Here is a 24,972-nt window from a genome sequence, read left to right as displayed (position 1 = left end):
TTTGCTGGACAGTCCAGCACGGGACTGCCGGTTGGCCGTCTTCAGACATCGTCGGATTCTGCGTCATGACGGAGCACGACTCCGTCTGCTCAGCCAGGCGCAGCGCTGGCGTTCCGTCGAGTCGGGGCACCCCAGCCGGATGGGGGGTTGGACCCGGGAGGGGCCCGGAGACCCAGTAGACAACGGAACTCCGCGCTCGCCGCCGACGGGACGGATCCGGTCCGAAGGGTCGTCCGGGCCCTCTTCCGTCCCGTGCGGTAACCGCAGCGTGGTTCCTGGGTTCCGGTGACCCAGCGAGACCCAGGGATCACCATGCGAGGCGGGCCCGGCCCGACGGTTGGAGCCAGGCCCGGCGGGCGGTAGCGTTCGGTGGTCACGTCCACCGAGAAGAGGCTTCCGCCCCCGTGGCCCAGCGTACGGTTCCAGACAGCGAGCGGGCACCGGGCGTCACCGGCGCCCGGGCGCCCTGGCCTGCCCGCGCCGGGCGCGCCGCCCGGCCCGCGGCCGCGGTCGCCGGCGGTGTGCTGCTGTACCTCGCCTTCCCGCCGACCGGTCTGTGGTTCCTCACCCCGATCGGCGTCGCGCTGCTGATGCTCGCGGTGGCCGGCCTGCCCGCGCGCCGGGCCGCCCTGCTCGGCCTCCTCGGCGGCGCCGCCTTCCTGCTCCCCGGCCTGGCCTGGGTACGGCCGATCGGGACCGACGCCTGGCTGGTGCTGGTCGCGGTGGAATGCCTGTTCTTCGGGGCCATGTCCGCCGGCCTGGCCCGGGTCTGGCGGCTGCCGGGCCGGCCGCTGTGGGCCGCGGCGCTGTGGGTGGCCCAGGAGTGGATCCGCGGGCTGGTCCCGGTGGGCGGCTTCCCGTGGATGCGGGCCGCGTTCAGCCAGGGCCACTCGCCGTTCACCCCCTACGCCGCGCTCGGCGGCGCCCCGCTGGTGTCCTTCGCGGTCGCCCTGTGCGGCGCGCTGCTGGCCACGGCGGCGGTGGCCGCCGCGCGGGCGGCCCGGCGCCGCGAGCCGCTGCGGCGGGCGGCCCGGCCGGCCGCGGCGCTGGCGGCCGGGGCGCTGGCCGTTCCGCTGCTGGCCTTGGCGGTGCCCGTCCCCGGCTCGGCGGGCGCCCGCACGGTGCGGATCGGGATCGTCCAGGGCGACGTGCCCGGCACCGGCATGGGCTTCCTCGGCGACCAGCCGGCCGTGGTCCTCGGCAATCACGCCCGGGTCACCCACGAGCTGGCCCGCGCGGTGCGCGCCGGCCGGCTGCCCGCGCCGCAGCTGGTGGTCTGGCCGGAGAACGCCAGCGACATCGACCCCTACCGCAGCGCCGAGGCCCATCGGGTGATCGACGACGCCGCCGCCGACATCGGCGTCCCGGTGCTGGTCGGCGCGGTGGTGCGGGTGGGCGGCGACCACCGCGCCACCCGGGGCGTGGTGTGGGACCCGGCACGCGGCCCGGGCGCCTACTACGACAAGCAGAAGCTCGTACCCTTCGGGGAGTACGTCCCCTTCCGTGAGTTGTTCGCTCGGTTCGACCCCCGGGTCGAGCTGGTCGGCCCGGACTCGCTGCCCGGCACCCGCCCGGGCGCGCTGCGGGTCGGCCCGGTCACGGTGGGCGCGGTCGGCTGCTACGAGGTCGCCTTCGACGGGGTGGTGCGCGACACGGTCCGGGCCGGCGGCACCCCGCTGGTCGTGCAGACCAACAACGCCACCTACGCCTTCACCGGCCTGCCGGACCAGCAGCTGGCCATGTCGCAACTGCGGGCGGTCGAGCACGGCCGGGCCGTGGTCACCGCCGCCACCACCGGTGTCTCCGCCTACGTCGACCCCACCGGCCAGGTGCGCTGGCGCACCGCCGAGAAGGTCGCCGACTCCACGGTCGTCGAGGTGCCGGTCCGCACCGGCCAGACCCTCGCCACCCGGCTGGGGGCCCTGCCGGAGTGGACGCTGGTGCTCGCCGCCGCCCTCGCCTTGGCCGCGGCGTCGCGGCCGCGCCGGCCGGCGGCGCCCGCCGGTGACTCCGTTGATTCCGTCCCTCCGGCGGAATCGGAGGGAGAGGACAGGTGATGGCAGAAAGCCTGGGACGGGTACTGGTCATCGTGCCCACCTACAACGAGCGGGAGAACCTGCCGGTGACCGTCGGGCGGCTGCGCGCGGCCGTGCCGGACGCGCACATCCTGGTCGCCGACGACAACAGCCCGGACGGCACCGGCGCGATCGCCGACGAGCTGGCCGCCGCCGACGATCACGTGCACGTGCTGCACCGCGCCGGCAAGCAGGGCCTGGGCGCCGCCTACATCGCGGGGTTCCGGTGGGGGCTGGCCGAAGGGTACGACGTGCTGGTCGAGATGGACGCCGACGGCTCGCACGGCGCCGAGGACCTGCCACGGCTGCTGGAGGCGATGGGCGGCGGCGCCGACCTGGTCATCGGCTCCCGGTGGGTCCCCGGCGGCCGGCTGGTCAACTGGCCCCGATCCCGTGAGGCGCTGTCCCGCGGCGCCAACACCTACGTCCGCCTGCTGCTCGGCGTCCCGGTGCACGACGCCACCGCCGGGTTCCGCGCCTACCGCGCCGGCACCCTGGAGAAGATCGACCTGGACGACGTGCAGTCCCAGGGCTACTGCTTCCAGGTCGACCTGACCCTGCGCACGGTGCGCGCCGGGCTGCGGGTGGCCGAGGTGCCGATCACCTTCGTCGAGCGGACCGCCGGGGCCAGCAAGATGAGCCGCGCGGTCTTCGCCGAGGCGCTGTGGCGGGTCACCGTATGGGGGCTGACCGGCCTGCCCCGCCGGTTCGCCCGCCACCGCTGACGGCCCTCGCCCGCAAGATGGGTCCCCGAGGAAACCTGACCGCTCGGGGTGGCCACCGGCGGGCCGGTCGCGGCCGCTTCGGGTCGCGGGTCCGATGTCCGGGCCCGCGACCCGGGTTCCTCCCGCCTGGCGGCCCGGCCGGGGCGGGAACCGGCGGAGCTCGAACGGCGTTGTACCTGACACGGCGCCCCGCAGGCGCCGCGGAGTGCCCCTGAGGTGATGGTGGAGCCATGCTGCGCGTGCTGCTTTTCATACTCTTCCTGGTGGTTCCGGTCGCCGAGATCTGGGTGCTGATCCAGGTCGGCCAGGTGATCGGCGGCTGGCCCACCGTCGGGCTGCTGGTCGCCGACAGCCTGCTGGGCGCCTGGATCGTCCGCCGGGAGGGCCGGCGTGCCTGGCGGGCGCTGCGCGAGTCGTTCGGCTCCGGACGGGTGCCCGACCGCGAGCTGGCCGACGGCGCCATGATCGTGGCCGGCGGCGCGCTGCTGCTCACCCCCGGATTCGTCACCGACATCGCCGGGTTCTTCCTGGTGCTGCCGCCCACCCGGCCGCTGGCCCGCCGCGCGTTGGCCTGGTTCCTCGGCCGCCGGATGCGCGCGATGGCCGCGGTCTCCCCGTTGGGCGGCATGCTCTCCGGCTTCCCCGGTGCGGCCGGTCCGGCCGGCCGGACCGGCCGGGCCGGCTCGCGGGTCGTCTCCGGCGAGGTCATCGACGACGAGCCCCGCCACGGCACGCCGCGCGGCGCGGTCGACCCGGGCCACGCCCGCCGCCCGGGCGCCTGACGGGGCGCTTGACGGGGCCGCCCGCCGCGCCGGGCGGTGCCGCCCGTTCCTCGCGGGCCGGTGTCACGGCTCGGCGGCGTCAGCCGGTCCGGGTGCGCCATGGCCGCCCGCGCCCTTGCCGGCCGCCCGGAGGCGTTCGGCCGTCTCCCGGCGATGCTCGGTGGGCGCGCGCCCGTACGCGCCGCGGTAGGCGCGGGAGAACCGTGCCGGATCGGTGATTCCCCAGCCGGCGGCCACGGCGTGGATCGGGACGTCCAGCAGGGCCGGGTCCCCGAGGTCGCGGTGGCACCGCTCCAGGCGCTGCCGAAGTATCCAGCCGGCGACCGTGGGCCCTCGCTCGTCGGCGAAAAGCCGATGCAGGGTCCGGGTGGAGATGTGCAGCGCGTCCGCCACGGTCGTGGGCGTGAGTCCCGGGTCGCGGAGATTGTCGGCGATGAACCGATAGGCCGCGGCCCGACGGGCGACGTGGCGGCCGGTGGCGCGTCGTGCCGCCTCCTCCGCCGCCCCGCCGTCGGTCACCGCCGCCGCGACCAGGTCGGTCACGGCCATGCCGACATGTGCCGCCTTGGCGGCGCCCGGAGGGCCGGTGTCGCGGAGGATGCCGGACACAAGGTCGTGCAGCAGTGTGGCAACCCCGTCGGCGGGGGGCAGCGCCACCGGCCGGTCGTGGCGCGCGCCTCTTGGCGGGCGTGCCATCAGAGGCCGGGTCACCAGGGCGAAGACCCCGCGGACCAGGCCGGTCTCGTCCGGGCGGTAGCTGGCGGTGAACGGGCGCCACAGGGGGTGGATCAGCACGCCGAGCGGGCCGGCGCTGGCTTCCTCCCCCGACTGTCTCACCACGTAGTGGCCGCCGTGCGGGACGGCGATGTACAACTTCTCCGGTTCGGACCGCCGGATCAGTCGTTCGGTCCGCCGCCAGCCGAACGGGGAACAGATGACCTGGCCGACCTGCGCGGTCCCCAGATCGAGCAGGTGCAGTGACCCGTGAAAGCGGGCGGTGTCCGGCGTGGTGAGGTCGAGGGGGACCACCGACCGAGAGATCAGATCCTGCCATAACGGGAATCGTTCGGCGGGCGGAACCGGGTCGGTCTGGACGATCGTTCGCATCGGCGTTCACTCGCCGGACAGCAGGCGGCGGTAGGAGATGAGCATGGTACCCCCGGTCACCATCGAACATCGTTGAGGACATGACAGGCCGCTGGCGGGCCTCCCCGCGACGGATCGCGGAGTTCTACGACACGGCGGGTGCCGGCCTGCCGGGGCGGCCTCACCGCGAGTGGCGGCGGTGCCGGCGGGCTCAGCGGCGGGGCTCAAGGAGCCGGGCCAGCGAGCCGAGCAGCCGGCCGACCTCCGGCGGCGAGGGCCGGGGATACGCCTCCCCTGATACCAGCAGGTTGTGCACCGCCCCGGTGACCAGGAATCCGATCGCCCTCTCATCCACCGACGGGTCGATCCGGCCCAGACGCTTCTCGGCCGCGATGTACTCGGTGACGGTTCTCGGCAGCGCGTCCACGAACCCGCTGTCGTGGGCTGACTCGGCGAAACGTGCCGCCACCGGCGTCCCGGCGGCCAGCCTGATCACCTGAGCCGCCGGCCCCAGCAGCACCTCGGCGAACCGTTCGAGGTTCCCGGCCACCTCGCCGGTGCCGGCACGGGCCACGAAGTCCCCCAGATCGGCCGCCAGCCGCCGGAACTGGTGGTCCACCACGGCCGCGACGAGCGCGTCGCGGTCACGGAAGAGCTTGTACAGCAACCCGGGAGAGCATCCCGCCTCCTGGGCCAGTGCCCGCATGGTCAGCGCGTCGGCGCCGGCGCGGCGCACCAGTCGCACGGCATGGTCGATCAGCGATGCCTGCAGGGCCGCCGTCACGGCGGCCGGGCGGCGGGCCGCTCCGATGACGCCTCCATGTGATCGTCGCTCTGCAACCCGGGCGGCACGGCATGAGTGCTTGTTCATGTCGGCGCCGGTCGCCGCGCGGTGACCAGCCATTGCGCACCGGGCACGCGCACCCCGGCCGGCGTCTCGTACGGTGCCAGGGCGGTCTCCAGCCGGGTGCGCGCCTCGTCCCAGGTGAGCGTGTCGCTCCGCTCCAGCAGGTAGCGCGTGGGGCCGTGGGAGAGCAGGGTGACGGCGGACTCGGCCGCGGTCGGCCCGAACGGCATCGGCATCCGGGCGGCTTCCACCGAGATCCGCACGAAGCCGGTCTCGGTGAGGACCTCCCGCAGGCGGCCGGGCGCCGACAGGGAGAACATGGCCGGCGGGTCCCCCGGATAGCGGGCGATCACCTCCTCCGGGTGCGGCGGCAGCCCGAGCAGCGCGGCGATCGGGACCACGTACCAGGCGCAGTCCTCGGCCGGTTGCGGGCAGACGAGGGCCAGGCGCCCGCCCGGTGTCAGCGCGCGCCCGATGTTGGCGAAGGCCGCCACCGGATCGGCGAAGAACATCACTCCGTGCATGCTGATGGCGACATCGAAGGCACCCGGGTCGAATGGATGGACCTGCACGTCGGCGTGGGTGTAGGAGACGTTGCCAAGGCCGGCCGTGGCGGTGGCCCGGACGGCCTGCTCGATCTGCGGTACCGACAGGTCGACCCCGGTGACCTGCCCGGCGATGGCGTGCCGTGCCGCCAGCCGGGTGCTCTCGCCGGCCCCGCAGCCGATGTCCAGCACCCGGTCGGCCGGGCCGATGGCCGCCAGCTCGATCAAGCGCTCGAAGATCTCGCGGATCCGTCCCCGGTCGCCGCCCGCCCGGGCGGCCGCCGCCCACGCGGCGCCCTCCGCGCCGTTCCACGCCTCGAACTGGCGCTGGTTGGCGATGCTCATGACCACCTCTTGCGTGAACGATTGTTCGTGAACATGTGTTCACGATAGCGGGCCGCCGAGTGCTGTCAAGGCCGGCGGATGGTTCGGCTCGACTTTTATGAACGCATGTTCATATCATGTTCGTGAACAGATGTTCATAAAACGTCTGTGGTGGCCGCCCCGCCGTGGCCGCGCGGTCAGGCGACGGGCTCGTGCACCGTGCCGCTGTCAACGTCAACAACGCTAACCATCGATATACTTAACTGTCAACATACTAAAGTAATTGAGGTCCGGTCGGCAGGCCGGCGAAGGAGGAATCATGGGGATCGACGGTACGACGCCCGCCACCCGCGAAGTCGCCGGCCCGCGGGTGCTGGTGTGGTGCGCTGTCAACGCGCTGAACACCACCGTCCATCACCTGTACGGCGCGGAGATCTACCACACGCCCGGGCGCCATCACGCGGTCATCCTGGCGGGCGCGCTGCTGGCCGTCATCACCGTCGGTCTAGAGCTCGCCCGATTCGGCGACGGGGGCGTCGCCCGGGCCGGCCGGTGGGTCTACCACCTGGGCGCGCTGGGCGGCTTCGTGCTGGCGTTCGGCGCGTTCGAAGGGCTCTACACGCACGTGATCCGCCCCCTCCTGGACGGGGGCTACCCGCCGGGCGAGCCCTTCGACCCGCTCTTCCAGGCCACCGGCGTCCTGCACATCGTCCCCGCCGCCGTGCTGGCGGTGATACTGGCCAGGCTGCTCCGCAAGCACGGCAAAGCGGCCTGAAGCGCCCCGCCGGCGTCCCCCGCACCTCAGGAGAGATCTTGCGCACATCGTTCCATCGGGCTTCGACCCTGCTGCTGGCCGCGCACATGGTGACCGGACCGCCGGCTGTCGCGGTGTCCGGCACGGTCTCGGGCGCCGTGCCGGTAGCGGCCGGTTCGACTGGCGTGCGGACGGTCACGCCCGCCGGGTTCGTGTACCGGTCGGGCCGGAACCTCATGCTCGACGGCCGTGCCTACCGTTTCGCGGGCTTCAACGCGTTCGGCATGACCGGCTGCGCCACCGGGACTCCCTGGACGCAGGCACAGCTCGACGACTACTTCGGCGGGCCGCCGCCGGCGGCGATGACCCGTACCTGGGCGTTCGCCCACTATGGGGTCGACGAGCAGCTGCAGCAGTTCGACTGCAAGACACCGCCGCTGGCGACCCAGCAGTGGGCGATCGGCTGAGGCTTCCCGCCTCGCGGGCGGCGGGTTGACGCCCATGCGCAAGAGGTCGGCTTCCAGCGCCGATGACCGGCGTCGCGGGCGATGGGAGATTGACGCCTGGGGCCGCCGCGGCGTCCCCTGCTCGCCGTTCCCGCGGCGGCGCCCATCCCGGGCGGCCGGCCGGTCAGCGGTCCGGGGTGAGCAGCGGTTTCATGTCGATGATCGGGGTGGCGTCGAGGGCCTCGAGGTTGCGCACCCGCACCCGGGCGCCGGCCACCTCCAGCACATGCACGGTGTGCAGGCCGACCGGGTTGGGCCGGTCCGGGGCGCGGGTGGTGAACACGCCGGTGAGCGGGCGTGCCGCGTCGCCGCGCGGGTGGACGGCCAGGGTGTCGCGGTCGGCGCGATCCAGCCAGGTGAGCAGCAGCATGTCGGTGCCCGGGCGCACCCCGTCCAGCGCGGGCAGGCAGCGCTCGTCGAAGACCAGCCAGGCCTCGGGGGCGCCCTCGTCGGGCTGCCGGGGCGCCGCGGACAGGTCGGTGAGCGGCGATTCCACCCGCCCGACCGGGCGCAGGGGGTATTCGGTCATCGGTGGTCTCCAGTGTCATGCCGGCGGCCGGTCCAACCGCCAAGGGGCAGGGGGAGGGTACCGTGCCGGCCGGCCCGGAGCCCGGCACGCGCGGCCCGATGGCCGCCCGCGAGGCAGGCCAAGGGGAACGGGCATGGAAAAGGCGCCTTCGCGCCACCCTGGCGGGTGGGCGAAGGCGCCGGCCGGTCCGGTTGCGTCAGGCGCTCTTGCGGCGCTGTGCGCGCAAGATCGCCAGCCGCTCGTTCAGGACCTCCTCGAGGTCCTCGATGGTGCGGCGCTCGAGCAGCATGTCCCAGTGGGTACGCGGTGGTTTGGCCTTCTTCTGCTGGGGCTGCTCGGCGTCGACCCGCAGGGCCGTGGCACCGCAGCTGCGGCACTCCCAGGTCGCCGGAATCTCCGCCTCGGCTGAGAGGGGCACGTCGAAGCGGTGGCCCTTCGGGCAGGTGTAAGGCACCTCCTGGCGTGGGGCCAGGTCGGTGTTGCGGTCGTTCTCGTAGCTGGTGGCTCCGAGCCGGGTTCCGCGAAGTGCACGCTCGCCCATGTTTCAATGCCTCCTGAGGGCCCCGTCGGTGTGGGGTGGTCTCCACGGCTTACAACGCCTGATACCGTGGATGGATTCCCACCCTTGGGGTGATCCAATCGCGCTTTTCGCCTCCGGCCCCATGTGTCGCAAAAATGATCTCCGAATGGGTCCCGCCGCGCCCGCGATAGCCGGGGGGGCACGCGGCACGCCGGCGGGTCAGATACGGGCCGGCACCTGGTTGCCCGCCTCGCGCACCGCCCGCGGCAGGTTCGTCGCCGCGAGCAGGGCGAACCCCGCGACAAAGAAGATCACCAGTGACAGGATGGCCACCCGGTAGCTGCCGGTGAGCTGCAGCGCCAGCGTCAGGGTGAACGACCCCAGCAGCGCCGAGCCCTTGTCGCTGACCTCGAACAGGCTGAAGTACTCCGCCTCGCGGCCCGGCGGGATCACCAGCGAGTACAGCGACCGCGACAGGGCCTGGGTGCCGCCCATCACCACCGCGATCACCACGGCGATCGCGTAGAACTGCGCGGCGGCGCCCCGCTCCAGGAAGTAGGCGACGGCGACCACGGCCGTCCAGGCGACCAGGCTGACCAGCACCGTGCGCTTGGTGCCGAACCGGGCGGCCAGCGCGCCGAGCAGCAGCGCGCCGCCGAACGCGACCGCCTGCACCAGCAGGATCGCGGTGATCTGCGTCTGCTTGGACAGCCCGAGCTCCTTGTCGGCGTAGGTGGCCGAGAAGGAGATGACGGTCTGCACGCCGTCGTTGTAGATCAGGTAGGCCAGCAGGAACATCATGCTGCGCGGGTAGCGGCGCAGGCCGGCGATGGTGCGGCCCAGCTGGCGGAAGCTGCCGGTCACCGCCTGGCCCGCGGTGGTCTCGCCGTCGGTGTGCACCGGCCGGTTGCGCAGCCGCAGCAGCGGGATGACGGTGAACACCGCCCACCACACTCCGGCCGAGGCCAGGCTGATACGCACCGCCAGGCCCGACTCCACGCCGCTGCCCAGGTAGAGCGCGAGGTTGGCGGCCAGCAGCGTGAAGCCGCCCAGGTAGCCGAAACCCCACCCGCGCGAGGACACCCGGTCGCGCTCGTCGGCGGTGGCGATCTGCGGCAGGAACGAGTTGTAGACGACCATGGCGGCGCCGAAGGCCACGTTGGCGACGATGAACAGCGCGCCGCCGAGCGCGTAGGCGGCGCCGTCCACCAGGTAGAAGCCCAAGGTGGCCGCCGCCCCGAGGTAGGCGGCGACGCCGAGCAGCTCCTTCTTGCGGCCGGTGTGGTCGGCCAGCGCCCCGGTGATCGGCATGACGATGATCTGCAGGACCACCGAGATCGACACCACGGCCGAGAAGTAGGCCTCGGCGCGCAGGTCCAGGCCGAGGAAGGGGACGCGGCCGCCGGGGTCGGCGGCCCGCTCGGCCAGCGTGGTCAGGTAGGGGCCGAGGAAGACGGTGATGACGGTGGTCTGGAAGCCGGAGTTGGCGACGTCGTACCAGTACCATCCGCGTTGCTCGCGCCGGCGCGCCTTCGGCGGGTCGTCGACGGTGACAGGGGTGTTCACGAGAGGGGCTCCGGGTGAGGTGGGGGCGCGGCGGCCGGCGCCGCGGGGGACGGGGGGAGGCTCAGGCGTGGGCGGCGGGCCGGCGGGGATGCCACTGGCCGCGCGCGGCGAGCACGTCGCGCAGCCCGGAGATGTTGTCGGTCATGATGCCGTCCACGCCCAGGTCGAGCAGGTGCTCCATCTGCCGCGGATCGTCCACCGTCCACACGTGCACCTGCATGCCCAGGGCGTGCGCGGTGCGCACCAGCGCCCGGGTGGTGACCCGCATGCCGCGGAACCCGACCGGGACCTGGGCGCACGGCACGCCCTGGCGGGCCAGGCCGCCGAGCAGCCGGCCGTACCCCGACCCCAGCGCCGCGGCGGCGCGCAGCCGCGCCACGCCGCGCGGGCCGAGCGCCGAGCACACCGGGCGGCCCATCGCCATCCGCGCCCGCGCCAGCCGCACGTCGGAGAAGGAGGTCAGGCAGACGCGGTCGTGGGCGGCGGTGCGCCGCACCGCCTCGGCCAGCGGGACGATGGCCGGCGACTCCTTGACGTCGATGTTGACCCGCACGTCCGGCCAGCTGCCGAGGACGTCCTCCAGCAGCGGGATCTGCTCCACCCCGCCGATGCGGGCCCGGCGCACCTCCCGGTAGGGCAGCGCGGCGACCCGCCCGTGCCGGTCGGTCACCCGGTCCAGGGTGTGGTCGTGGAAGGCCAGCAGCACCCCGTCGGCGGTGGCGTGGGCGTCGGTCTCCAGGTAGGTGTAGCCGAGGTCGACGGCCCGCTCGAACGCGGCCATGGTGTTCTCCCGGCCCTCGGCCGCCCCGCCGCGGTGGGCGAAGGCGAGCGGGCCGGGGTGGTCCAGGAAGGGGTAGCGGCGCGGCACGTGCAGGAGTATCCCCCGTGGGAGGGCGGCGGGGCAGCCCGGCCGGTGAACATTCCGGTCACGGCCCGGCATCCGTTCGCCCGCCAGGATAGCGCGGGACCGGCCGGACGCCGCGCCGGCCGGCGCCGATCACGGCCGGCCGGCGGCCGTCACCCGCTGTGGCCGGGCCGTTCCCCGGGGAGGGCGTCGCCGGCGTCCTCAGGCCCGGCGGCGGCCCACTCCTGGCGGCGGGCCTCGGCCAGCACGATCGCGCCGGCCACCCCGACGTTGAACGAGCCGACCCGGCCGACCTGCGGGATGTACAGCACCTCGTCGGCGGCCTGCAGCACGGCGGGGGAGCAGCCGTGGTCCTCGCTGCCGAGCACCAGGCACACGTCGCGGTCCAGCCGCGCCCGGTGCAGCGGCACGGCGTCGCCGGTCAGCTCGACGGCCACCACGGTGTAGCCGTCCTGCCGGGCGGCGCGCACCGCGTCGGCGCCGGACCCGGCCTCCTCCCAGGGCACCAGCCGGTCGGTGCCAAGGGCGGTCTTCTGCACCTTGGGGTTGGTGGGCGGGGTGGCGTTGCCGGCCAGCCACAGCCGCTCGGCGCCGAACGCGGCGGCGGTGCGGAAGATCGAGCCGACGTTGTAGGGGCCGGTGACCGACTCCAGGATCACCGCCAGCCGGTGTGCGGTGCCGCGGCGCCAGGCGCGGTTCAGCCGCTTGACGTCGGTCGGGCGCAGCTGCCTGCGGGCGCCGGTGGTCATGGTGGGTGCTCCTCGGTGGGACGGTCGGGGCCGGGGGCCGGGCGGGCGGAGACGGCGAGCACGCGGTAGGCCGAGCGGGAGGCCACCCGGGTGGTGGCGAAGCCCTGGCCGGTCAGCCAGCGCTGCAGCGAGTCGGCGCCCAGGTGTTTCTGCACCACCAGGTGGGCGGTGCCGCCGGGGACGAGCCGGTCCAGCCAGCGGGTCAGCATGGCGTGCAGGGCGGGCTTGCCGATGCGGATCGCCGGGTTGGACCAGATGGCGGCGAACCGCACCTGCGGCGGCACCTCGTCGGCATGCACCGATCTTACTTTGTAAAGGCCTGCGGCCGTGGCGTTTCGCCCGCACAGCTCGACGGCCCGGCGGTTGACGTCCACCGCCCACACCGTCGCCTCCGGCGCCCGGGCGGCCATGGTCAGCGCGACCGGGCCGTACCCGCAGCCGAGGTCGAGCAGGTCCCCGCCGGCGGGCGGGGGCGGCACCGTCTCCAGCAGCACCCGGGTGCCCGGGTCGAGGCGGTCGCCGGAGAACACGCCGCTGTCGGTGGCCAGCCGGAAGTGCACGTCCGGCAGCACCATCTCGACAGTGCCGGGCCGGGCGGCGGCGCCGGGCCGTTCCTGGAAGTAGTGTCCCCCCGCGGATGTCACGGGCAACGACGTTACCAACAGCCGGACGGTGCCCCGCCCGCACCGGGCCGCCGGCCGGTACGGTCAGGGCAGCCGCGCGCCGAGCAGCAGCGCCGCGGCGGCCACGGCCAGCCCGGCGAGCAGCCCGGCCACGGTGAACCACTGGCTGATCTCCTGATGCACCACGCGGTACCCCAGCGAGCTGCCGATCTGCGCGTACACCTCGCGCAGCTCCGAACCGGACTCGGCGCTGTAGGCGCGGCCGCCGGTGCCGTCGGCCAGCGACTGCAAGGTGGCCTTGTTCACCGGCACCTGCACGTCGCGGCCGTCGATCGCCACCGTCCCGTTCGGCGTGCCGTAGGCGATCGTGGACACCGGCACCCGCCCGCCGGAGGCGGATTGGACCGCCTCGGGCACCGACCGGCCGGAGGTGTTGTCGCCGTCGGACAGCAGCACGATCGCCGCCGGCGGCGGGTCGGTCACCGCGCGCTGGTCGAAGGAGCGCACCGAGTCCAGCGAGGCGAACACCGCCTCGCCGATCGCGGTGCCCGGCCGGGTGGACAGGTTCCCGATCGCGCTGATCACCGCCAGGTGGTCGGTGGTCGGCGAGACGACCACCGCCGCCGAGCGCGCGAAGGACACCAGCCCGACGTTGAACCGCTCGGGCAGGTCACGGACGAACTGCTGGGCGGCCTGCTGGGCGGCGACCAGCCGCGAGGGCGTCACGTCGCCGGCCTCCATGGACAGCGAGATGTCCACCGCCACGATGATCGTCGCCCGATCCCTGGGCACCCGGGTGGCGTCGGCCGGCCGCGCGGCGGCCAGCACCAGCAGGCTCATCATCACCAGGAACAGCGCGGCGGGCAGGTGACGGCGCCAGCCGGGACGCTCGGGGGCGACCAGGCTGAGCAGCGCCAGGTTGGTGAACCGCACGGCGTAGCGGCGCCGGGCGAACTGGGCCGCCACGTAGGCGGCGGCCATGACGGCCAGCGCGGCGAACAGCCACAGCCAGCCGGGAGACAGAAAGATCACGCGCCGGTCCTCCTGGTCGGGTGCCGCCCGGCCAGGTGCGCGGTGCGCCGCTGCCGGAGGGTGTGCTGGGCGATGTCGCGGACCCAGTCGCGGTCGGTGCGCAGCACCAGGTGGCCGGCCCCGCAGCGCCGCAACGCCGCCGCCGTGGCCGCCCGCTGGGCGGCGGCGGCCTCGGCGTAGGCCTGCCGCACCCGGGCCGACAGGTGCACCTCCCGGGTGCGCCCGGTCTCGGGGTCGCGCAGCGCGATCAGCCCCACGTCGGGCAGCTCCAGCTCGCGCGGGTCGACGACCTCCACCGCCAGCACCTGGTGGCGGGCGGCCAGCCGGCGCATCGGCCGCTCCCAGCCGCGCTCGCCGGCCGGGTCGCCGCCGGCGCCGAGCTCCAGGAAGTCCGACACCACCACGCGCAGCCCCCGCTTGCGCCGGATGCCGGCGAACATCTCCAGCGCCTCGCCCAGCGGCACCGCGCCGGTGCCCGGCTCGGCGCGCGGCGCCGCCAGCAGGGCGTGCAGCAGCGCGTACAGCGCCGGGCGGCCGGTGCGGGCCGGGATGCGGTGCATCCGGTCACCGAGCAGGACGCAGGCGCCGAACCGGTCACCCACCCGGCCGGCCAGCAGCCCGATCGCGCCGACCGCCGCGATGGCCAGGTCGCGCTTTTCCATGTCGGCGGTGCCGAAGTCCATGCTGGGCGACAGGTCGGCCAGCGCCCAGGTCTCCAGCTCGTGGTCGGCGACCAGGTCCCGCACGTGGGCGACGGTGGTGCGCGCGGTGACCGCCCAGTCGATGCGGCGCACGTCGTCCTCGCCGGGGACGTACTCGCGGCTGTCGCCGAGCTCGCTGCCGGCGCCGGGCAGCAGGCCCTGGTGGTCGCCGTGCAGCAGCCCGTCCAGCCGGCGCAGCACGGTGAGCTCCAGCCCGCGCAGCGCGTGCTCGGGCCCCCGCCCGCCGCCGGGCGGCCGGCCGGTCTGCCCGGCGGGGCCGCTCATCGCTGCGCCTGGTTCCACACGACCAGCGGCGGCGGCACGGTGGCCAGCACCCGGCGGACCACCTCGTCGGGGTCGACCCCGTCGGCCAGCGCGTCGAAGGTGAGCATGAGCCGGTGGCCCATCACGTCGGGGGCGACGTCGCGCACGTCGTCGGGCAGCAGGTAGTCGCGGCCGCGCAGCAGCGCCAGCGCCCGCCCGGCCGACACCAGGCCGAGGGTGGCGCGCGGGCTGACCCCGATCTCGATGGTCTCCTCCAGCTCGCGCAGGCCGTACTCGGCGGGGGCGCGGGTGGCCATCACCAGCCGCACCACGTAATCGGCGACCAGCTGGTGCACCGACACCTGGTCGGCGAGCTTCTGCAGGGCCAGCAGCCGGGCCGGGTCCAGCACCGGGGAGGGCAGCGGCGGCGAGACGCTCATCCGGTGCAGGATCTCCAGCTCCTCGGCCGCGGTGGGATGGCCGACGCGCACCTTGAACAGGAAGCGGTCGCGCTGCACCTCCGGCAGCGGGTACACCCCCTCGGACTCGATGGGGTTCTGGGTGGCCAGCACCACGAACGGCCGCGGCAGCGGGTGGGTGCGCCCGGCCAGGGAGACCTGGCGTTCGGCCATCACCTCCAGCAGCGCCGACTGCACCTTGGCCGGGGCACGGTTCACCTCGTCGGCGAGCAGGAAGTTGACGAACACCGGCCCGAGCTCGACGTCGAAACTCTCGCTGGAGGGATGGTAGACGCGGGTCCCGACGATGTCGCTGGGCACCAGGTCCGGGGTGAACTGGATACGGGCGAAGCTGCCGCCCACGACGGTGGCCAGCGTGGCGGCGGCCAGCGTCTTGGCCACGCCGGGCACGCCCTCCAGCAGGCAGTGGCCGCGGGCGAGCAGCGCCACCAGCAGCCGTTCGGTCATATGGTCCTGGCCGACGATGACCTTCCGCACCTCGGCCAGCGCGTCCTGCAGCAGCCGCAGGTCAGGGTCGGCGTCGCCCTCGGGTCCTGGCAGGTCACCGCGTTCGTCCGCAACGGTCATGCGGCCATTCCATCAAACGAGCGGCGCCGTCGCACGGCGCCCTCGCCGGGTGTCGCGACCGGCGTGCCGCGGCGGTTGTGCTTTCATAGCGTGCGTGGCGACTCCGCTCCAGTACGGCGACCCGCCTCGCCTGGGCGGCTACGTCGTGCAGGCGCGGTTGCAGACCCTGCCCACCGGGTTCGTCTACCTGGCGCAGGAGGGCGACGGCCGCACGGTGTCGGTCGCGCTGCTCACCCGCGGCGCGGCGATGGACGCCGCCGCCCGCGAGCGGTTCTTGACCGCGGTGCGCCAGGCGGCGCCGGTCCGCGGCGGCGTGCGCGGCTGGGTGGCCCGGGCCCGGGGCCGTTCGGCGGCCGGTGGCGGTGGTGGTGGCGCGCCGCAGGTGGTGGCGATGCACGACGGGCCGGCCCCGTGGGTGGCGGTGCCGTACCTGCCGGGCGGGCCGGGCGCGGAGTGGTTCCTGCGGTCGGTGCTGGTGACCGGCACGCTGATCGGCCAGGCGCACGGCCCGGACTTCGTGCCGTACTGGCTGGGCGACCGGGTGCCGGCGGTGCCGCTGCCCCCGCCGCCCGCGCCGCCGCCCACCGAGACCCGCCGGGCGGTGGTGGCCGCCGCCTCGGCGCTGGCGGTGCTGCTGACCCTGACTTTGACGATCACCTGGCTGCTGCTGTTCCGCAGCGAGGAGCCGGCGTCGCCCTCGCGGCCGCCGCCGCCGACGATGTTCGTCCCCACGCCGCCGCCGGTGCCCTCGCCGCGCGACACCCTCACCACCACGCCGACGCCGTCCCCGGGCGACACCGGTGCCACCCCGCGGCCGAGCCCGCCGGACGGCGACCCCGGCGAGGACATCTGAGCCGCCGCCACACCGCCGCCACACCGCGTCATACCACCGCGCCGGACCGCCGTCGCGCCGCGTCGTGCCACCGCCGTGGCCGCCGGTGCGACCGCGGGCCGCGGGACCGCCCGCCCGGCACGCCGCCGGGCCCGGCCACGGCGCCGGAGGCCGCCGGCATGCGAGCGCGCCGCCGGTGGCGGCAGACTGGTGCCATGCGCGCGAGCCGGTTGCTGTCCCTGCTGTTGCTGCTGCAGGCGCGCGGGCAGATGACCGCCACCGAGCTGTCGCGAGAGCTGGAGGTCTCGGTGCGCACCGTCTACCGCGACGTGGAGGCGCTCTCGGCGGCCGGCGTCCCGGTCTACGCCGACCGCGGCCCGGCGGGCGGCTACCGGCTGCTGGACGGCTACCGCACCCGGCTGACCGGGCTCACCGCCGAGGAGGCCTCCTCGCTGTTCCTGGCGGCGCTGCCCGGCCCGGCCGCCGAACTCGGCCGCTCGGAGGTGGCCGCCGCGGCCGAGTTGAAGCTGCTGGCCGCACTGCCGCCCGAGCCGCGCTCGCGGGCCGCGCGGATGCGCGAGCGGTTCCTGCTGGACGTGCCGGGCTGGTACCGCGAGTCCGACGAGGTGCCGTTGCTGGCGGAGGTCGCCGACGCGGTGTGGGAGGAGCGGGAGATCCAGATGGTCTACCGCCGGTGGGGCCCGCAGGATGTGACCCGCCGGGTCCGGCCCTACGGCCTGGTGCTCAAGGGCGGCTCCTGGTACCTGGTCGCCGCGCCGGCCGGCCCGTCGACCGGCCCGTCGACGGGTCAGGCGGCCGGCTCGCCGGCCGGGCCGCCGGCCGGCCCGGCGCCGCGCACCTACCGCATCGCGCGGATCCTGTCGGCCGAGGTGCTGCCCGCCCGGTTCACCCGGCCCGAGGACTTCGACCTGGCCGCGTTCTGGCAGGAGTACGCCGCCGACTTCCGGACGCGGATGTACCCGGCGCAGGCGGTGGTGCGGCTGGCGCCGGGCGCCGAAGGCATGCTGCGGGTGACGGCGGGCACCGGGCCGGTGGAGGCGGCGCTGGCGGCTGCGGGCCCGCCGGAGCCGGACGGGTGGCGAGTGCTGCGCCTGCCCATCGAGGGGGTGCGGCACGCCCGCTGGCTGCTGCTGCGCATGGGCGCCGATCTGGAGGTGCTGGAGCCGCCGGAGCTGCGCGCCGCCGTCGCCGAGTCGGCGGCCGCCCTGGCCCGCCTGTACGGGGTGACCGCCGAACCGGGGGAGCGGCCTGGGTAGACCACTTCGGCGAGGTCCCCGGCCGCCGCAGGTGACCGCCGGCGGCACCGTGCCCGAGCCGGCACTCCTGGGCGGCAGCGGCCGGCCGGCTGTGCCGGATGACGCGGCGGTCCGACCGGGGGACCGGCGAGGGCCCGGCAGGAAAGGCGGCGGCGACCGGCGTTCCGGCGGGCGTTCAGCCGGTGGCGACGCCGGTGAGGCCGGCCGGGCGGGGCCGGACGGCGGGCTCGGGGGCGGCGCCGCAGGAGACCACCACGACCGGGCAGCGGGCGCCCATGACGCAGGCGACGACCACCGGGGTGGCAGTGACCGGGACGCCGGGTTCGGGGCGGCGGATCCCGAGCACGAGCATCTCGGCGTCCTGGCAGTGCCGCAGCAGCACCTGGGCGGGCGGGCCGTGCGCCACCACCGGTTCCAGGCAGGCCGGGTGCCCGGCGACGACGCCCCGGGCACGTTCGCGCGCGGCGGCGTACTCCTCCTCGTGCGAGCGCCAGGTGCCCATCGGCGCGTAGGAGGCCCGGTGCTGGCCCGACCACTGCCAGGCGTGCACGGGCAGGATCTGCGCGCCGCGCAGCCGGGCCTCCTCCAGGGCCCAGCGCAGCGCGGTGATGGCGGTGGGGGAGTGGCTCACGCCGACGACGATGCGCGGCCGGGTCGGGTTGTGCGTCACGGGGACCTCCTCCTTGATGAGCATCTCCCGTAGGTGGTGACGCCCTGCCAAAGCCTCCGGAAAAACGCCACTAAAAGGTACTAACCACGCGCACCGCCGGTCCGGGCTCGACGGCCCGGCGCGCCGCGTGGCATCATCGGGCCGTCCGAATCCGTTGAAGTTCGTCGGCGCCCGGTAGGTCGGTGGAGCGCGCCGGCGTGCTCGCATGGTCGCGAGCGCGCCCGGCCTGCCCGCACGCGAGCCGGGGTCCGCGCTCGGGACCGTCCCGTCCCGAAAGGACCACCGATGACCACCGGCCGATTCTCCGATTCCGCCGAAACCCCCGACTCGCCCGTATCGCCGGAGATCCCGGAGATCCCGGAGTTCGACGATCTCGGCGAGGAGTACCTCCCCGACAACGAGCGGGACATCACCGCCCTGATCGAGGCGTTCTTCGGGCAGCTGGCCGCGACGGCGCGCGAGCACGCGCTGCCTTCCGGCCTGGTGCCGGACGCCCGCCTGCGGCACGCCGCGCTGCTGGAGGCCGCCGCGCACCTGATCGTCGACGAGCCGTCCCGGCACAACCTGCGCCTCACCCTCGCCGTGCTGGCCGGATACCGGGCGCTGCTGGCGCCGCTCGGCCGCCCGGCCGCGATCGCCGCGGTCCGGGCCGCCCTGATCGAACCGCTCGGCCCCGCGGTGCGCGCGGGCACCCGGGCGATGCTCGACACCGCGCCCGATCCGTTCGCGGCGATGGTCGCGGTCTCCAAGTCCCGGGAGGAGCACGCCTTCGGCGCGGCGTTCACCTTCGCCCGCCCTGCCGACGACGACCGGCACTACCTGCTGGAGGTGCACCGGTGCTTCTACCACGACGTGCTGGCCGCCCACGGCGCGCCGGAATTGACCCCGGCGATGTGCGCCTTCGACGAGAACTGGATCGAGGCGATCGACCCCGGCCGGCATGGGCTGCGCTTCGAGCGCCGCACCACGATCGGGCTGGGCGGCACCCGCTGCCCGTTCCACTTTTCGCGCACCGCCGCAGGCGACGGTACCGCACCGAATGAATCTACAATGTAAAGGCGCCCGACCGTTATTGACCACCGAGTGCGGTCAGACCGGTTGCAACGCGGACCGGTTCGGGTGTCGGGTCCGGCGATGACGCGGGCACTGGAACGCGCCGCTGAGATCGCCGCGCTGGGGATGGGTGGGCTGGATGTGTCAGGGGTGCCGCTGCGTCGGCTGGCTGAGCTGTCGCGGTACGGGGTCGACGGCAAGGCCTCGTTGCCGCGGTGGCATAGCGACACGCGGCGGCTGGCGGCGCTGCTGTCCACGGCGGTGCATCTGACCACGCGGGCGGTCGATGACGCCCTGGACCTGTTGGACGTGCTGATCGCGACCAAGCTGCTGGCGCGGGCCGAGCGGGAGACGACCCGGGAGAAGGTCAAGACGTTGCCGCGGGTGGAGCGCGCCTCGGCCAAGCTGGCGGCCGCGGTGCCGTGCGGGGTGCCGCGGCGGGCGATGATCGGGCTGATCCCGCGTATGCGCAGGTGGCGGCGGTGGCTGGGGTAGTCGTAGCCGCGGTCGGCATACAGGCGGCGGGGTTTGCGCCGGGGTCGGCCGCGTACTCCGCGGATGGGCGGGATCTTGTCTAGCAGGGGTGCCAGCTGTGTGACGTCGTGGCGGTTGCCGCCGGTCACCGAAGCCGCCAGTGGGGTGCCGTGCGCATCGACGATCAGGTGGTGCTTGGAGCCGGGCCGGCCGCGATCGACCGGCGACGGCCCGACATGGTCCCCCCTTTGAGGGCGCGGACGTGGGAGCCGTCGATGGCGGCGGCCTCCAGGTCGAGCAGGCCCGCGGCCCGCAGTTCGCTCAGCAGCAGCTGGTGCAGGCGTGGCCAGACGCCGGCCTCGGTCCAGTCACGTAGCCGCCGCCAGCAGGTCACGCCCGAGCAGCCGATCACCGAGGCCGGGACATCGCGCCAGGCCACGCCGGTACGCAGGACGTAGATGATGCCGGCCAAGGCCATGCGGTCATCGATCGGCCGCCGCCCCGGGTGGTGTCGGCGACGGGGTGGGTGGCGTGGCAGGAGCGGGGCTATGCGTTCCCACAGATCGTCGGGAACGAGGTCGGGGGAAGACATACCGCTGATCTTCTCCGGGCGGCGCGGCTGTCACCAGCCGACACACCGTTCATTTTGAAACGAGCTGTAAAGAGCAGACCAACTAAGCACGTAAACAGGAATCACCGATAGCGACGATACGTCTGGGCGTGAACCGCTCAAGGGTAGCTGATGGGAGGGCTTTCCAGACTGAGGAAACTTTGATGCTTGCTGTTGTATCCTCTGATTCTCGCCCAGAATAGACTTCCGTGATTAGACGCTCTAACGACTGCCGATACCTTCCTGTTGCATGGCATTCTGTTGCCTTCTGCTGTCGGATAGGAAGGGTTTCCGGACCAAATGATGGTCACTATGTAATACGAGCAGCTGGATGGCACGCCGCCGACATAGGCGTCGGCTTTCATGCCGATGGAGTCCTTGGAGATGCATGGGTAGACGTTAGTCCAGCCGCCACCGGTGTATGCCGGCTCCCGACACCCCCCCGTCCGCCAGTACTGCTGTTGAGGCCGCAGCATCCGCTGCCTGCGCCATACCGGGGAGGGCAAGAAGTAGTGCCACTCCAAAGAAAGCTACTAAGGGAATCTTGAAACGTCTCATTTCTTCTCCTCGTGTGACTTGAGCTTTTGGGACGCCTATTTCCGATAGTCTTGCGTCAGCAAAAAATACGCCAGAACTTCCCACGAGTAAGCGCTATGCGCAGATTGCCTCCTCTGCCCGTGTCGACGCCATCCCCACCCAGACGCGACCCCACTCACACCTGCCCCTCGAACTCCAGCAGCCCGCCTGTCAACTCTCCAGCAACTATTCATCGGTGAAACCTCCGGCTTCGACCCCGACACCCGCGACCACCACGACGGTGGCCGGAATCCATTCGCCTCCCTCGCAGGCTGCGCAGAGAGTGTCAGCTACTTTGTCTTTCTGTTTCTGGGAGATGTTGCCTTCATCAGTAGTGAGCGTATTTCATCCCGTTTCGCGGGCCTGAAGCACGAAGATGGCTTTGACGAGATGTCCGGCGTGTAGTGGGCACCAGCGGAGTTTCCGCAGGATGCGCCAGGTCTTCAAGAGCGCATTCGCGCGTTCGCCGGGGCCGCGGAGCTTGGCGTGGGCAGAGTTGGCGGTCTTTTGTGACTGCGGCTTGTTTCTGCCCTTGTACGGAACAAGGACTCTCTGACCCGCACCGACGTAGGCCTTGTCGGCAAGGGCGATGAGTCCGGCAGCGTCCAGGCGCCGGATCACACCCCAGATCTGGGCCGCTTTGATGTCGTGGACCGCGCCGGGCAGGGAGCCCGATGTCCACAGGGGTGTACCGTCGGGTGTCGCGATGACCTGGACGTTCATGCCGTGCTTTTTGTGTTTGCCCGAGTAGTACGGCCGGTCGGCGGCGACGCGGTCGATGGGGATGATCGTGCCGTCGAGCACGACGAAGGCGTGGCCGGCGCGCTTGGCCGCGCGCAGTGCCTGCCGGAGGGGGCGCGCGGTCGGCCAGCAAGGTGACGGCCTCGTGCACGTAGCGCCAGGCGGTTGCCGTCCCCACGCCGAATCCTGCCGCGACCTCGGCGAATGTTTCACCTTTACGCAGGTGGACCAGTACCAGCAGCGCCTGCTGGGCCGGGTTGAGCCGGCGCCAGGTGGAGCCGATCGCGATCCGGTGGCGCCGGATCACGCCTGCCAGGTAGGTCAGCGTCCGATGTGACAACGGCAGCGCCGCACGGTAGAAACGCACACGAGCCCCTGGTGCAATGGTTGATCTTGGTCGACAATCCTTCTACCAGGGGTTTCTCTATGTCTCAGGTCAGATCAGCGATCCGCAACAAGGCTGTGACCTGCAAGATCCGGTTGGAATGGGCTCAGTGTGTCGTTTCGAACCGCAAGGCGCCATTTCTGCATATATGACAATGTTGACTCGTTCGATAACCTACTGGGCATGATGGCTGCTCCGTTCCCACCGCGGCACCGTCCAAATCGTGCTGCCATAAGCTCCACCCCCAAGGAGGACCTTAGTTTCGGGCCATCCAAAATTGGGATTACTCCACACCAGCTACGTCTGTTCCTCGTGACAGCTGAGGAATTACATTTCGGCAAGGCTGCATTGAGATTGTTCATGACTCAGCCAGCGCTGAGCCGCCAAATCCAGGTGTTGGAGAAGCGGCTAGGGGTGCAGCTGTTCGTGCGTGCGGGTCGTACGGTCCGACTCAGCGACGCAGGCCACGCCCTGCGGGGTGAGGCGCAGGCGGTCGTTGACGCAATGCAGTGGTTGCGCGACAAGGCGGACCAGTGGGCTCGGACTCTCACCGACCATCTGGTCGTTGGAACATTTGCCGCCGAATCGGCCATGCCTTACACCCAGCCGATCCTTCAAGATTTGCGTGCCCGGCATCCGCATCTGACCGTCGAAGTACGCACCTCGAACCTGGCCGATCAAATGACGCAGCTGCTCGAAGGCAGGGTGGACGTCGCCTTCTTGCGTCCACCGGTCCCGTCCGGCATCGAGATGCTGGAGCTGTCCAGCGAGCCTCGCGTTGCCTGCGTCTCAGCCGATAACCCCCTGACCAGTCGAAACGCCGTATCTCTTGCTGACCTCGCTGGCTATCTATTCCCCCAGCACCCGCCGCAGGTGCCGAGGCAGTGGACGAAATACTGGGCGGAAGACCCCCGCCCGGACGGGTCCGTAGTGCGGTACGGGCCGGTGTTCCACGACTTGGAAGAGCTCCTGCTCGCCATTGCCCAGGGCGAGGTGGTGGTCTTCATGCCGGAAGCGGCACGCCACTTCTACCCGCGCCCAGGCATACGCTACCTCAACGTGATCGACATATCTCCGTGCGTATCCGCACTGGCATGGCTTACCCGGCACCGTAGCCGTCCGGTCGTCCAGGCGGTACGTGAGGCGGCGGCGACATGGCTCAAGACCTCTTCCCTGTAGGTCCTGCCGATCAACGAGCGTGTGGCGAATATGAACGCGTGTTCGATGGGAACAAGCAACCTCCCGGCCTCTGAACAGCCTGCCTGGCGGGCGCGTCAAACTGCCACTGGGTGGATGATTGCTCACGATGTGTCAGGTGGCACTCCCGCTTCGGCCGGACCGTTTCTTCCCAATACCGGGTGGGAGGCTACAGCGTTTCCGTACGGACTCTTCTTTGGTGCCGCCACTGAGCAGTCATCATGCCTGACTGTCTATCGGTCGCGTCGGAATCCTCATGGCTGCAAATATGGCAACCAGGGCATATCGGCCCCATGTTGGAGCGGGCCGTCCAAGTAACCGAGGTCAGCATCTGACTCTAGTCAGATGAGGGTTCCGTGACTTCCCTGCGCCATCGACCTGAACCACGCGCGGCCCGATCTCCTTGCGACCACTCTCGCATCGCGCCGCGTCCCCATACTGTCGCCCTCCCCACCCATCGAGAGGGAAGCATCGGACATGAAGCCTTACCTCAAGGGCACGCTGAGAATTGTCTTCACCTCAGAAGATGTCGCACTTACCCGAGTGGCGCCCCTCCCCGACCTTCTGTGGGAGATGGTGGGCAGCCTGCACCGCCTGCAAACCCGCGACGGCGACAAATCCACCGCAACCTGGCGCAAGCAAGCCCACACCCGCCTCACCGAAAGCGGCCTGCTAACCTCCGTGCGCACCTTGCTTCTGCCGCTTGTTCCCCGGGGTCCGTACTTCCCTGATTTCCTCACCCCGATCGAAGCCCAACTTGGCAACGAGCGCGCCCTCCAGGCGCTTGCCGACACACCCGGCAAGCGTGTCCGGGACGAGGTGGAGCGCCTGCGCCGCAGCACTGGCCTACCCTCCGCCGCCCTGGACGATCTCGCACGCGGCAACCCGCAAACCACCCGGGAACTTGGACAACTCGCGGGCGCCTACTGCCAGGCCGTTCTCACTCCTCACTGGGCCACGATCGACCGTGTCCTCGCCGAAGAGCGTGCCCTCCGACTCCGTCACCTCCTCACCTGCGGCGGCGAACACATGCTCGCCCATCTGCCGCCGCCGATGCGCTGGCGCTCTTCCGTCCTCGAGGTCGACTACCCGGCAGGAATCACCCGCGAGATCCATCTCCGCGGACGCGGCCTGACACTGATCCCGTCCTACTTCTGCCGGGCCAACCCGGTCGCTCTGGTGGACCCGGCCCTACCTCCTGTGCTGACCTACCCCGCCCCCCGCGGGGCCGCGGAGAACGCCACAGGAGGCAATGCTTTGGCAGCACTGCTAGGCCAGACGCGAGCCGAGGTCCTCAGCTCTATCGACCGGGCACCGGGCTGCACCACCAGCGAACTGGCCGGCAGTGTGGGCATCTCGTTATCCACAGCCAGTGAGCATGCGCAAATACTCCGCCGAGCTAACCTGATCGCCAGCGTCCGACAAGCCAACCAAATGCTCCACCACACGACCCGGCTGGGTGCCGGGCTTCTCATCGGATCGCCGGATGCGGGGGCTGCGCGCTCACGGGGATGGGAGCAGGATAAGCGTTGACGTCGGTCTTTCGGTCCTCAACGAAACACCCTTGCCGAGTTATCAGAATTCGTCGATTCTGAATCAGACGTCCAGGCCGGCTGAA

24 protein-coding genes and 2 pseudogenes are annotated in these 24,972 nt (G+C 72.3%); 11 read left to right on the top strand and 15 right to left on the bottom strand.

Translation table 11 applies throughout. The features are described from left to right. The first annotated feature begins 404 nt into the window (after positions 1–404). The 3 genes from lnt (at position 405) to Sru01_RS15190 (ending at position 3,582) form a co-directional block, all read left to right on the top strand. The gene (gene lnt / locus Sru01_RS15200) at positions 405–2,057 is read left to right on the top strand and encodes an apolipoprotein N-acyltransferase (RefSeq protein WP_203985162.1); all 1,653 of its coding nucleotides are present in this window, start codon (positions 405–407) and stop codon (positions 2,055–2,057) included. Next, positions 2,057–2,800, top strand: coding sequence for a polyprenol monophosphomannose synthase (locus Sru01_RS15195; RefSeq protein WP_203985160.1), 744 nt, complete (start codon positions 2,057–2,059; stop codon positions 2,798–2,800). The genes lnt and Sru01_RS15195 overlap by 1 nt, the downstream gene beginning before the upstream one ends. A 230-nt stretch (positions 2,801–3,030) precedes the next feature. Then, positions 3,031–3,582 (top strand): FxsA family protein, encoded by a 552-nt coding sequence (locus tag Sru01_RS15190; protein ID WP_239137438.1) that lies wholly within the window; start codon positions 3,031–3,033, stop codon positions 3,580–3,582. A gap of 63 nt (positions 3,583–3,645) precedes the next feature. On the opposite strand, the gene Sru01_RS15185 is transcribed toward Sru01_RS15190, so the two are convergent. The 3 genes from Sru01_RS15185 to Sru01_RS15175 all read right to left on the bottom strand — a co-directional run bounded on the left by Sru01_RS15185 (position 3,646) and on the right by Sru01_RS15175 (position 6,405). Then, a complete protein-coding gene (locus tag Sru01_RS15185; protein ID WP_203985157.1) occupies positions 3,646–4,689 on the bottom strand; it encodes an AraC-like ligand-binding domain-containing protein in 1,044 nt (347 codons plus the stop codon). 190 nt (positions 4,690–4,879) lie between these two features. Continuing rightward, positions 4,880–5,539 (bottom strand): TetR/AcrR family transcriptional regulator, encoded by a 660-nt coding sequence (locus tag Sru01_RS15180; protein WP_275412173.1) that lies wholly within the window; start codon positions 5,537–5,539, stop codon positions 4,880–4,882. Then, a complete protein-coding gene (locus tag Sru01_RS15175; protein WP_203985153.1) occupies positions 5,536–6,405 on the bottom strand; it encodes a class I SAM-dependent methyltransferase in 870 nt (289 codons plus the stop codon). Before Sru01_RS15175 ends, Sru01_RS15180 begins: the two co-directional genes overlap by 4 nt. 298 nt (positions 6,406–6,703) lie before the next feature. Here Sru01_RS15175 and Sru01_RS15170 point away from each other — a divergent pair, with 298 nt between their 5' ends. Both Sru01_RS15170 and Sru01_RS15165 read left to right on the top strand, forming a co-directional pair. Further along, on the top strand, positions 6,704–7,159 hold the full coding sequence (locus Sru01_RS15170) for a hypothetical protein (RefSeq protein ID WP_203985151.1): 456 nt from the start codon (positions 6,704–6,706) through the stop codon (positions 7,157–7,159). Between the two features lie 38 nt (positions 7,160–7,197). Next, positions 7,198–7,605 carry a hypothetical protein gene (locus tag Sru01_RS15165; protein ID WP_203985148.1) on the top strand — a complete coding sequence of 136 codons (408 nt, stop codon included), beginning with the start codon at positions 7,198–7,200 and terminating at the stop codon, positions 7,603–7,605. A gap of 163 nt (positions 7,606–7,768) precedes the next feature. Here Sru01_RS15165 and tsaA read toward each other — a convergent pair whose 3' ends face one another. The 9 genes from tsaA to Sru01_RS15120 all read right to left on the bottom strand — a co-directional run bounded on the left by tsaA (position 7,769) and on the right by Sru01_RS15120 (position 15,539). After that, on the bottom strand, positions 7,769–8,173 hold the full coding sequence (gene tsaA / locus Sru01_RS15160; protein WP_203985146.1) for a tRNA (N6-threonylcarbamoyladenosine(37)-N6)-methyltransferase TrmO: 405 nt from the start codon (positions 8,171–8,173) through the stop codon (positions 7,769–7,771). A 196-nt stretch (positions 8,174–8,369) separates the two neighbouring features. Beyond that, positions 8,370–8,714, bottom strand: coding sequence for an RNA polymerase-binding protein RbpA (locus tag Sru01_RS15155; protein WP_203985145.1), 345 nt, complete (start codon positions 8,712–8,714; stop codon positions 8,370–8,372). 198 nt (positions 8,715–8,912) lie between these two features. Further along, positions 8,913–10,259, bottom strand: coding sequence for an MFS transporter (locus tag Sru01_RS15150; RefSeq protein ID WP_203985144.1), 1,347 nt, complete (start codon positions 10,257–10,259; stop codon positions 8,913–8,915). Positions 10,260–10,320: 61 nt separating this feature from the next. After that, positions 10,321–11,127 (bottom strand): glycerophosphodiester phosphodiesterase family protein, encoded by an 807-nt coding sequence (locus Sru01_RS15145; RefSeq protein ID WP_239137437.1) that lies wholly within the window; start codon positions 11,125–11,127, stop codon positions 10,321–10,323. A 149-nt stretch (positions 11,128–11,276) separates the two neighbouring features. After that, positions 11,277–11,873 (bottom strand): RNA methyltransferase, encoded by a 597-nt coding sequence (locus Sru01_RS15140; RefSeq protein ID WP_203985142.1) that lies wholly within the window; start codon positions 11,871–11,873, stop codon positions 11,277–11,279. Then, entirely contained in the window at positions 11,870–12,448 is a 579-nt protein-coding gene (locus Sru01_RS15135) for a class I SAM-dependent methyltransferase (RefSeq protein ID WP_203985288.1), read from the bottom strand. The genes Sru01_RS15140 and Sru01_RS15135 overlap by 4 nt, the downstream gene beginning before the upstream one ends. Before the next feature lie 132 nt (positions 12,449–12,580). Then, positions 12,581–13,528, bottom strand: a complete 948-nt coding sequence (locus Sru01_RS15130; RefSeq protein ID WP_203985141.1) for a VWA domain-containing protein — start codon at positions 13,526–13,528, stop codon at positions 12,581–12,583. Then, entirely contained in the window at positions 13,525–14,514 is a 990-nt protein-coding gene (locus Sru01_RS15125; protein ID WP_203985139.1) for a DUF58 domain-containing protein, read from the bottom strand. Before Sru01_RS15125 ends, Sru01_RS15130 begins: the two co-directional genes overlap by 4 nt. Further along, entirely contained in the window at positions 14,511–15,539 is a 1,029-nt protein-coding gene (locus Sru01_RS15120) for an AAA family ATPase (RefSeq protein ID WP_203985137.1), read from the bottom strand. The genes Sru01_RS15125 and Sru01_RS15120 overlap by 4 nt, the downstream gene beginning before the upstream one ends. A 94-nt stretch (positions 15,540–15,633) precedes the next feature. Here Sru01_RS15120 and Sru01_RS15115 point away from each other — a divergent pair, with 94 nt between their 5' ends. Both Sru01_RS15115 and Sru01_RS15110 read left to right on the top strand, forming a co-directional pair. Continuing rightward, the gene (locus Sru01_RS15115) at positions 15,634–16,392 is read left to right on the top strand and encodes a hypothetical protein (protein ID WP_239137436.1); all 759 of its coding nucleotides are present in this window, start codon (positions 15,634–15,636) and stop codon (positions 16,390–16,392) included. 194 nt (positions 16,393–16,586) lie between these two features. Continuing rightward, the gene (locus Sru01_RS15110; RefSeq protein ID WP_203985136.1) at positions 16,587–17,648 is read left to right on the top strand and encodes a helix-turn-helix transcriptional regulator; all 1,062 of its coding nucleotides are present in this window, start codon (positions 16,587–16,589) and stop codon (positions 17,646–17,648) included. Between the two features lie 175 nt (positions 17,649–17,823). On the opposite strand, the gene Sru01_RS15105 is transcribed toward Sru01_RS15110, so the two are convergent. Continuing rightward, positions 17,824–18,318: a universal stress protein gene (locus Sru01_RS15105; protein ID WP_203985134.1), complete on the bottom strand. Its 495-nt coding sequence runs from the start codon at positions 18,316–18,318 to the stop codon at positions 17,824–17,826. A gap of 285 nt (positions 18,319–18,603) precedes the next feature. Here Sru01_RS15105 and Sru01_RS15100 point away from each other — a divergent pair, with 285 nt between their 5' ends. Together Sru01_RS15100 and Sru01_RS15095 are read left to right on the top strand one after the other, a co-directional pair. Next, complete coding sequence (locus Sru01_RS15100) at positions 18,604–19,374, top strand: L-2-amino-thiazoline-4-carboxylic acid hydrolase (RefSeq protein WP_203985132.1); 771 nt, start codon at positions 18,604–18,606, stop codon at positions 19,372–19,374. A gap of 78 nt (positions 19,375–19,452) precedes the next feature. Next, positions 19,453–19,866 (top strand): hypothetical protein, encoded by a 414-nt coding sequence (locus Sru01_RS15095; protein ID WP_203985316.1) that lies wholly within the window; start codon positions 19,453–19,455, stop codon positions 19,864–19,866. Here Sru01_RS15095 and Sru01_RS15090 read toward each other — a convergent pair. Together Sru01_RS15090 and Sru01_RS15085 are read right to left on the bottom strand one after the other, a co-directional pair. Beyond that, a pseudogene (locus Sru01_RS15090) lies at positions 19,788–20,437 on the bottom strand (IS5 family transposase); the annotation flags it as partial. The gene Sru01_RS15095 and the pseudogene Sru01_RS15090 sit on opposite strands and share 79 nt — an antisense overlap. Positions 20,438–21,376: 939 nt before the next feature. Further along, a pseudogene (locus Sru01_RS15085) lies at positions 21,377–22,139 on the bottom strand (transposase family protein). A gap of 201 nt (positions 22,140–22,340) precedes the next feature. Between Sru01_RS15085 and Sru01_RS15080 the strand changes: the two are divergent. Next, positions 22,341–23,336 (top strand): LysR family transcriptional regulator, encoded by a 996-nt coding sequence (locus tag Sru01_RS15080; protein WP_307812029.1) that lies wholly within the window; start codon positions 22,341–22,343, stop codon positions 23,334–23,336. A gap of 495 nt (positions 23,337–23,831) precedes the next feature. Next, the gene (locus tag Sru01_RS15075; RefSeq protein ID WP_203985128.1) at positions 23,832–24,887 is read left to right on the top strand and encodes a winged helix-turn-helix domain-containing protein; all 1,056 of its coding nucleotides are present in this window, start codon (positions 23,832–23,834) and stop codon (positions 24,885–24,887) included. Positions 24,888–24,972: the final 85 nt, after the last annotated feature.

The organism is Sphaerisporangium rufum (assembly GCF_016863395.1).
GTDB classification, from domain to species: domain Bacteria; phylum Actinomycetota; class Actinomycetes; order Streptosporangiales; family Streptosporangiaceae; genus Sphaerisporangium; species Sphaerisporangium rufum.
Note: the sequence above shows the minus strand (reverse complement) of the source record. Positions and strands in the feature narration are given on the sequence as shown.

Bases quoted from the DNA above. Each gene is read 5' to 3' on its own strand.
- Sru01_RS15180 (WP_275412173.1), bottom strand. From the start codon at position 5,539: ATGAACAAGCACTCATGCCGTGCCGCCCGGGTTGCAGAGCGACGATCA.
- Sru01_RS15140 (WP_203985142.1), bottom strand. From the start codon at position 11,873: ATGACCACCGGCGCCCGCAGGCAGCTGCGCCCGACCGACGTCAAGCGG.
- Sru01_RS15080 (WP_307812029.1), top strand. From the start codon at position 22,341: ATGATGGCTGCTCCGTTCCCACCGCGGCACCGTCCAAATCGTGCTGCC.
- Sru01_RS15135 (WP_203985288.1), bottom strand. From the start codon at position 12,448: ATGGTGCTGCCGGACGTGCACTTCCGGCTGGCCACCGACAGCGGCGTG.
- Sru01_RS15170 (WP_203985151.1), top strand. From the start codon at position 6,704: ATGGGGATCGACGGTACGACGCCCGCCACCCGCGAAGTCGCCGGCCCG.
- Sru01_RS15195 (WP_203985160.1), top strand. From the start codon at position 2,057: ATGGCAGAAAGCCTGGGACGGGTACTGGTCATCGTGCCCACCTACAAC.
- Sru01_RS15100 (WP_203985132.1), top strand. From the start codon at position 18,604: ATGACCACCGGCCGATTCTCCGATTCCGCCGAAACCCCCGACTCGCCC.
- Sru01_RS15155 (WP_203985145.1), bottom strand. From the start codon at position 8,714: ATGGGCGAGCGTGCACTTCGCGGAACCCGGCTCGGAGCCACCAGCTAC.
- Sru01_RS15110 (WP_203985136.1), top strand. From the start codon at position 16,587: ATGCGCGCGAGCCGGTTGCTGTCCCTGCTGTTGCTGCTGCAGGCGCGC.
- Sru01_RS15125 (WP_203985139.1), bottom strand. From the start codon at position 14,514: ATGAGCGGCCCCGCCGGGCAGACCGGCCGGCCGCCCGGCGGCGGGCGG.
- Sru01_RS15120 (WP_203985137.1), bottom strand. From the start codon at position 15,539: ATGACCGTTGCGGACGAACGCGGTGACCTGCCAGGACCCGAGGGCGAC.
- tsaA (WP_203985146.1), bottom strand. From the start codon at position 8,173: ATGACCGAATACCCCCTGCGCCCGGTCGGGCGGGTGGAATCGCCGCTC.
- Sru01_RS15190 (WP_239137438.1), top strand. From the start codon at position 3,031: ATGCTGCGCGTGCTGCTTTTCATACTCTTCCTGGTGGTTCCGGTCGCC.
- Sru01_RS15185 (WP_203985157.1), bottom strand. From the start codon at position 4,689: ATGCGAACGATCGTCCAGACCGACCCGGTTCCGCCCGCCGAACGATTC.
- Sru01_RS15075 (WP_203985128.1), top strand. From the start codon at position 23,832: ATGAAGCCTTACCTCAAGGGCACGCTGAGAATTGTCTTCACCTCAGAA.
- Sru01_RS15095 (WP_203985316.1), top strand. From the start codon at position 19,453: ATGACGCGGGCACTGGAACGCGCCGCTGAGATCGCCGCGCTGGGGATG.
- Sru01_RS15175 (WP_203985153.1), bottom strand. From the start codon at position 6,405: ATGAGCATCGCCAACCAGCGCCAGTTCGAGGCGTGGAACGGCGCGGAG.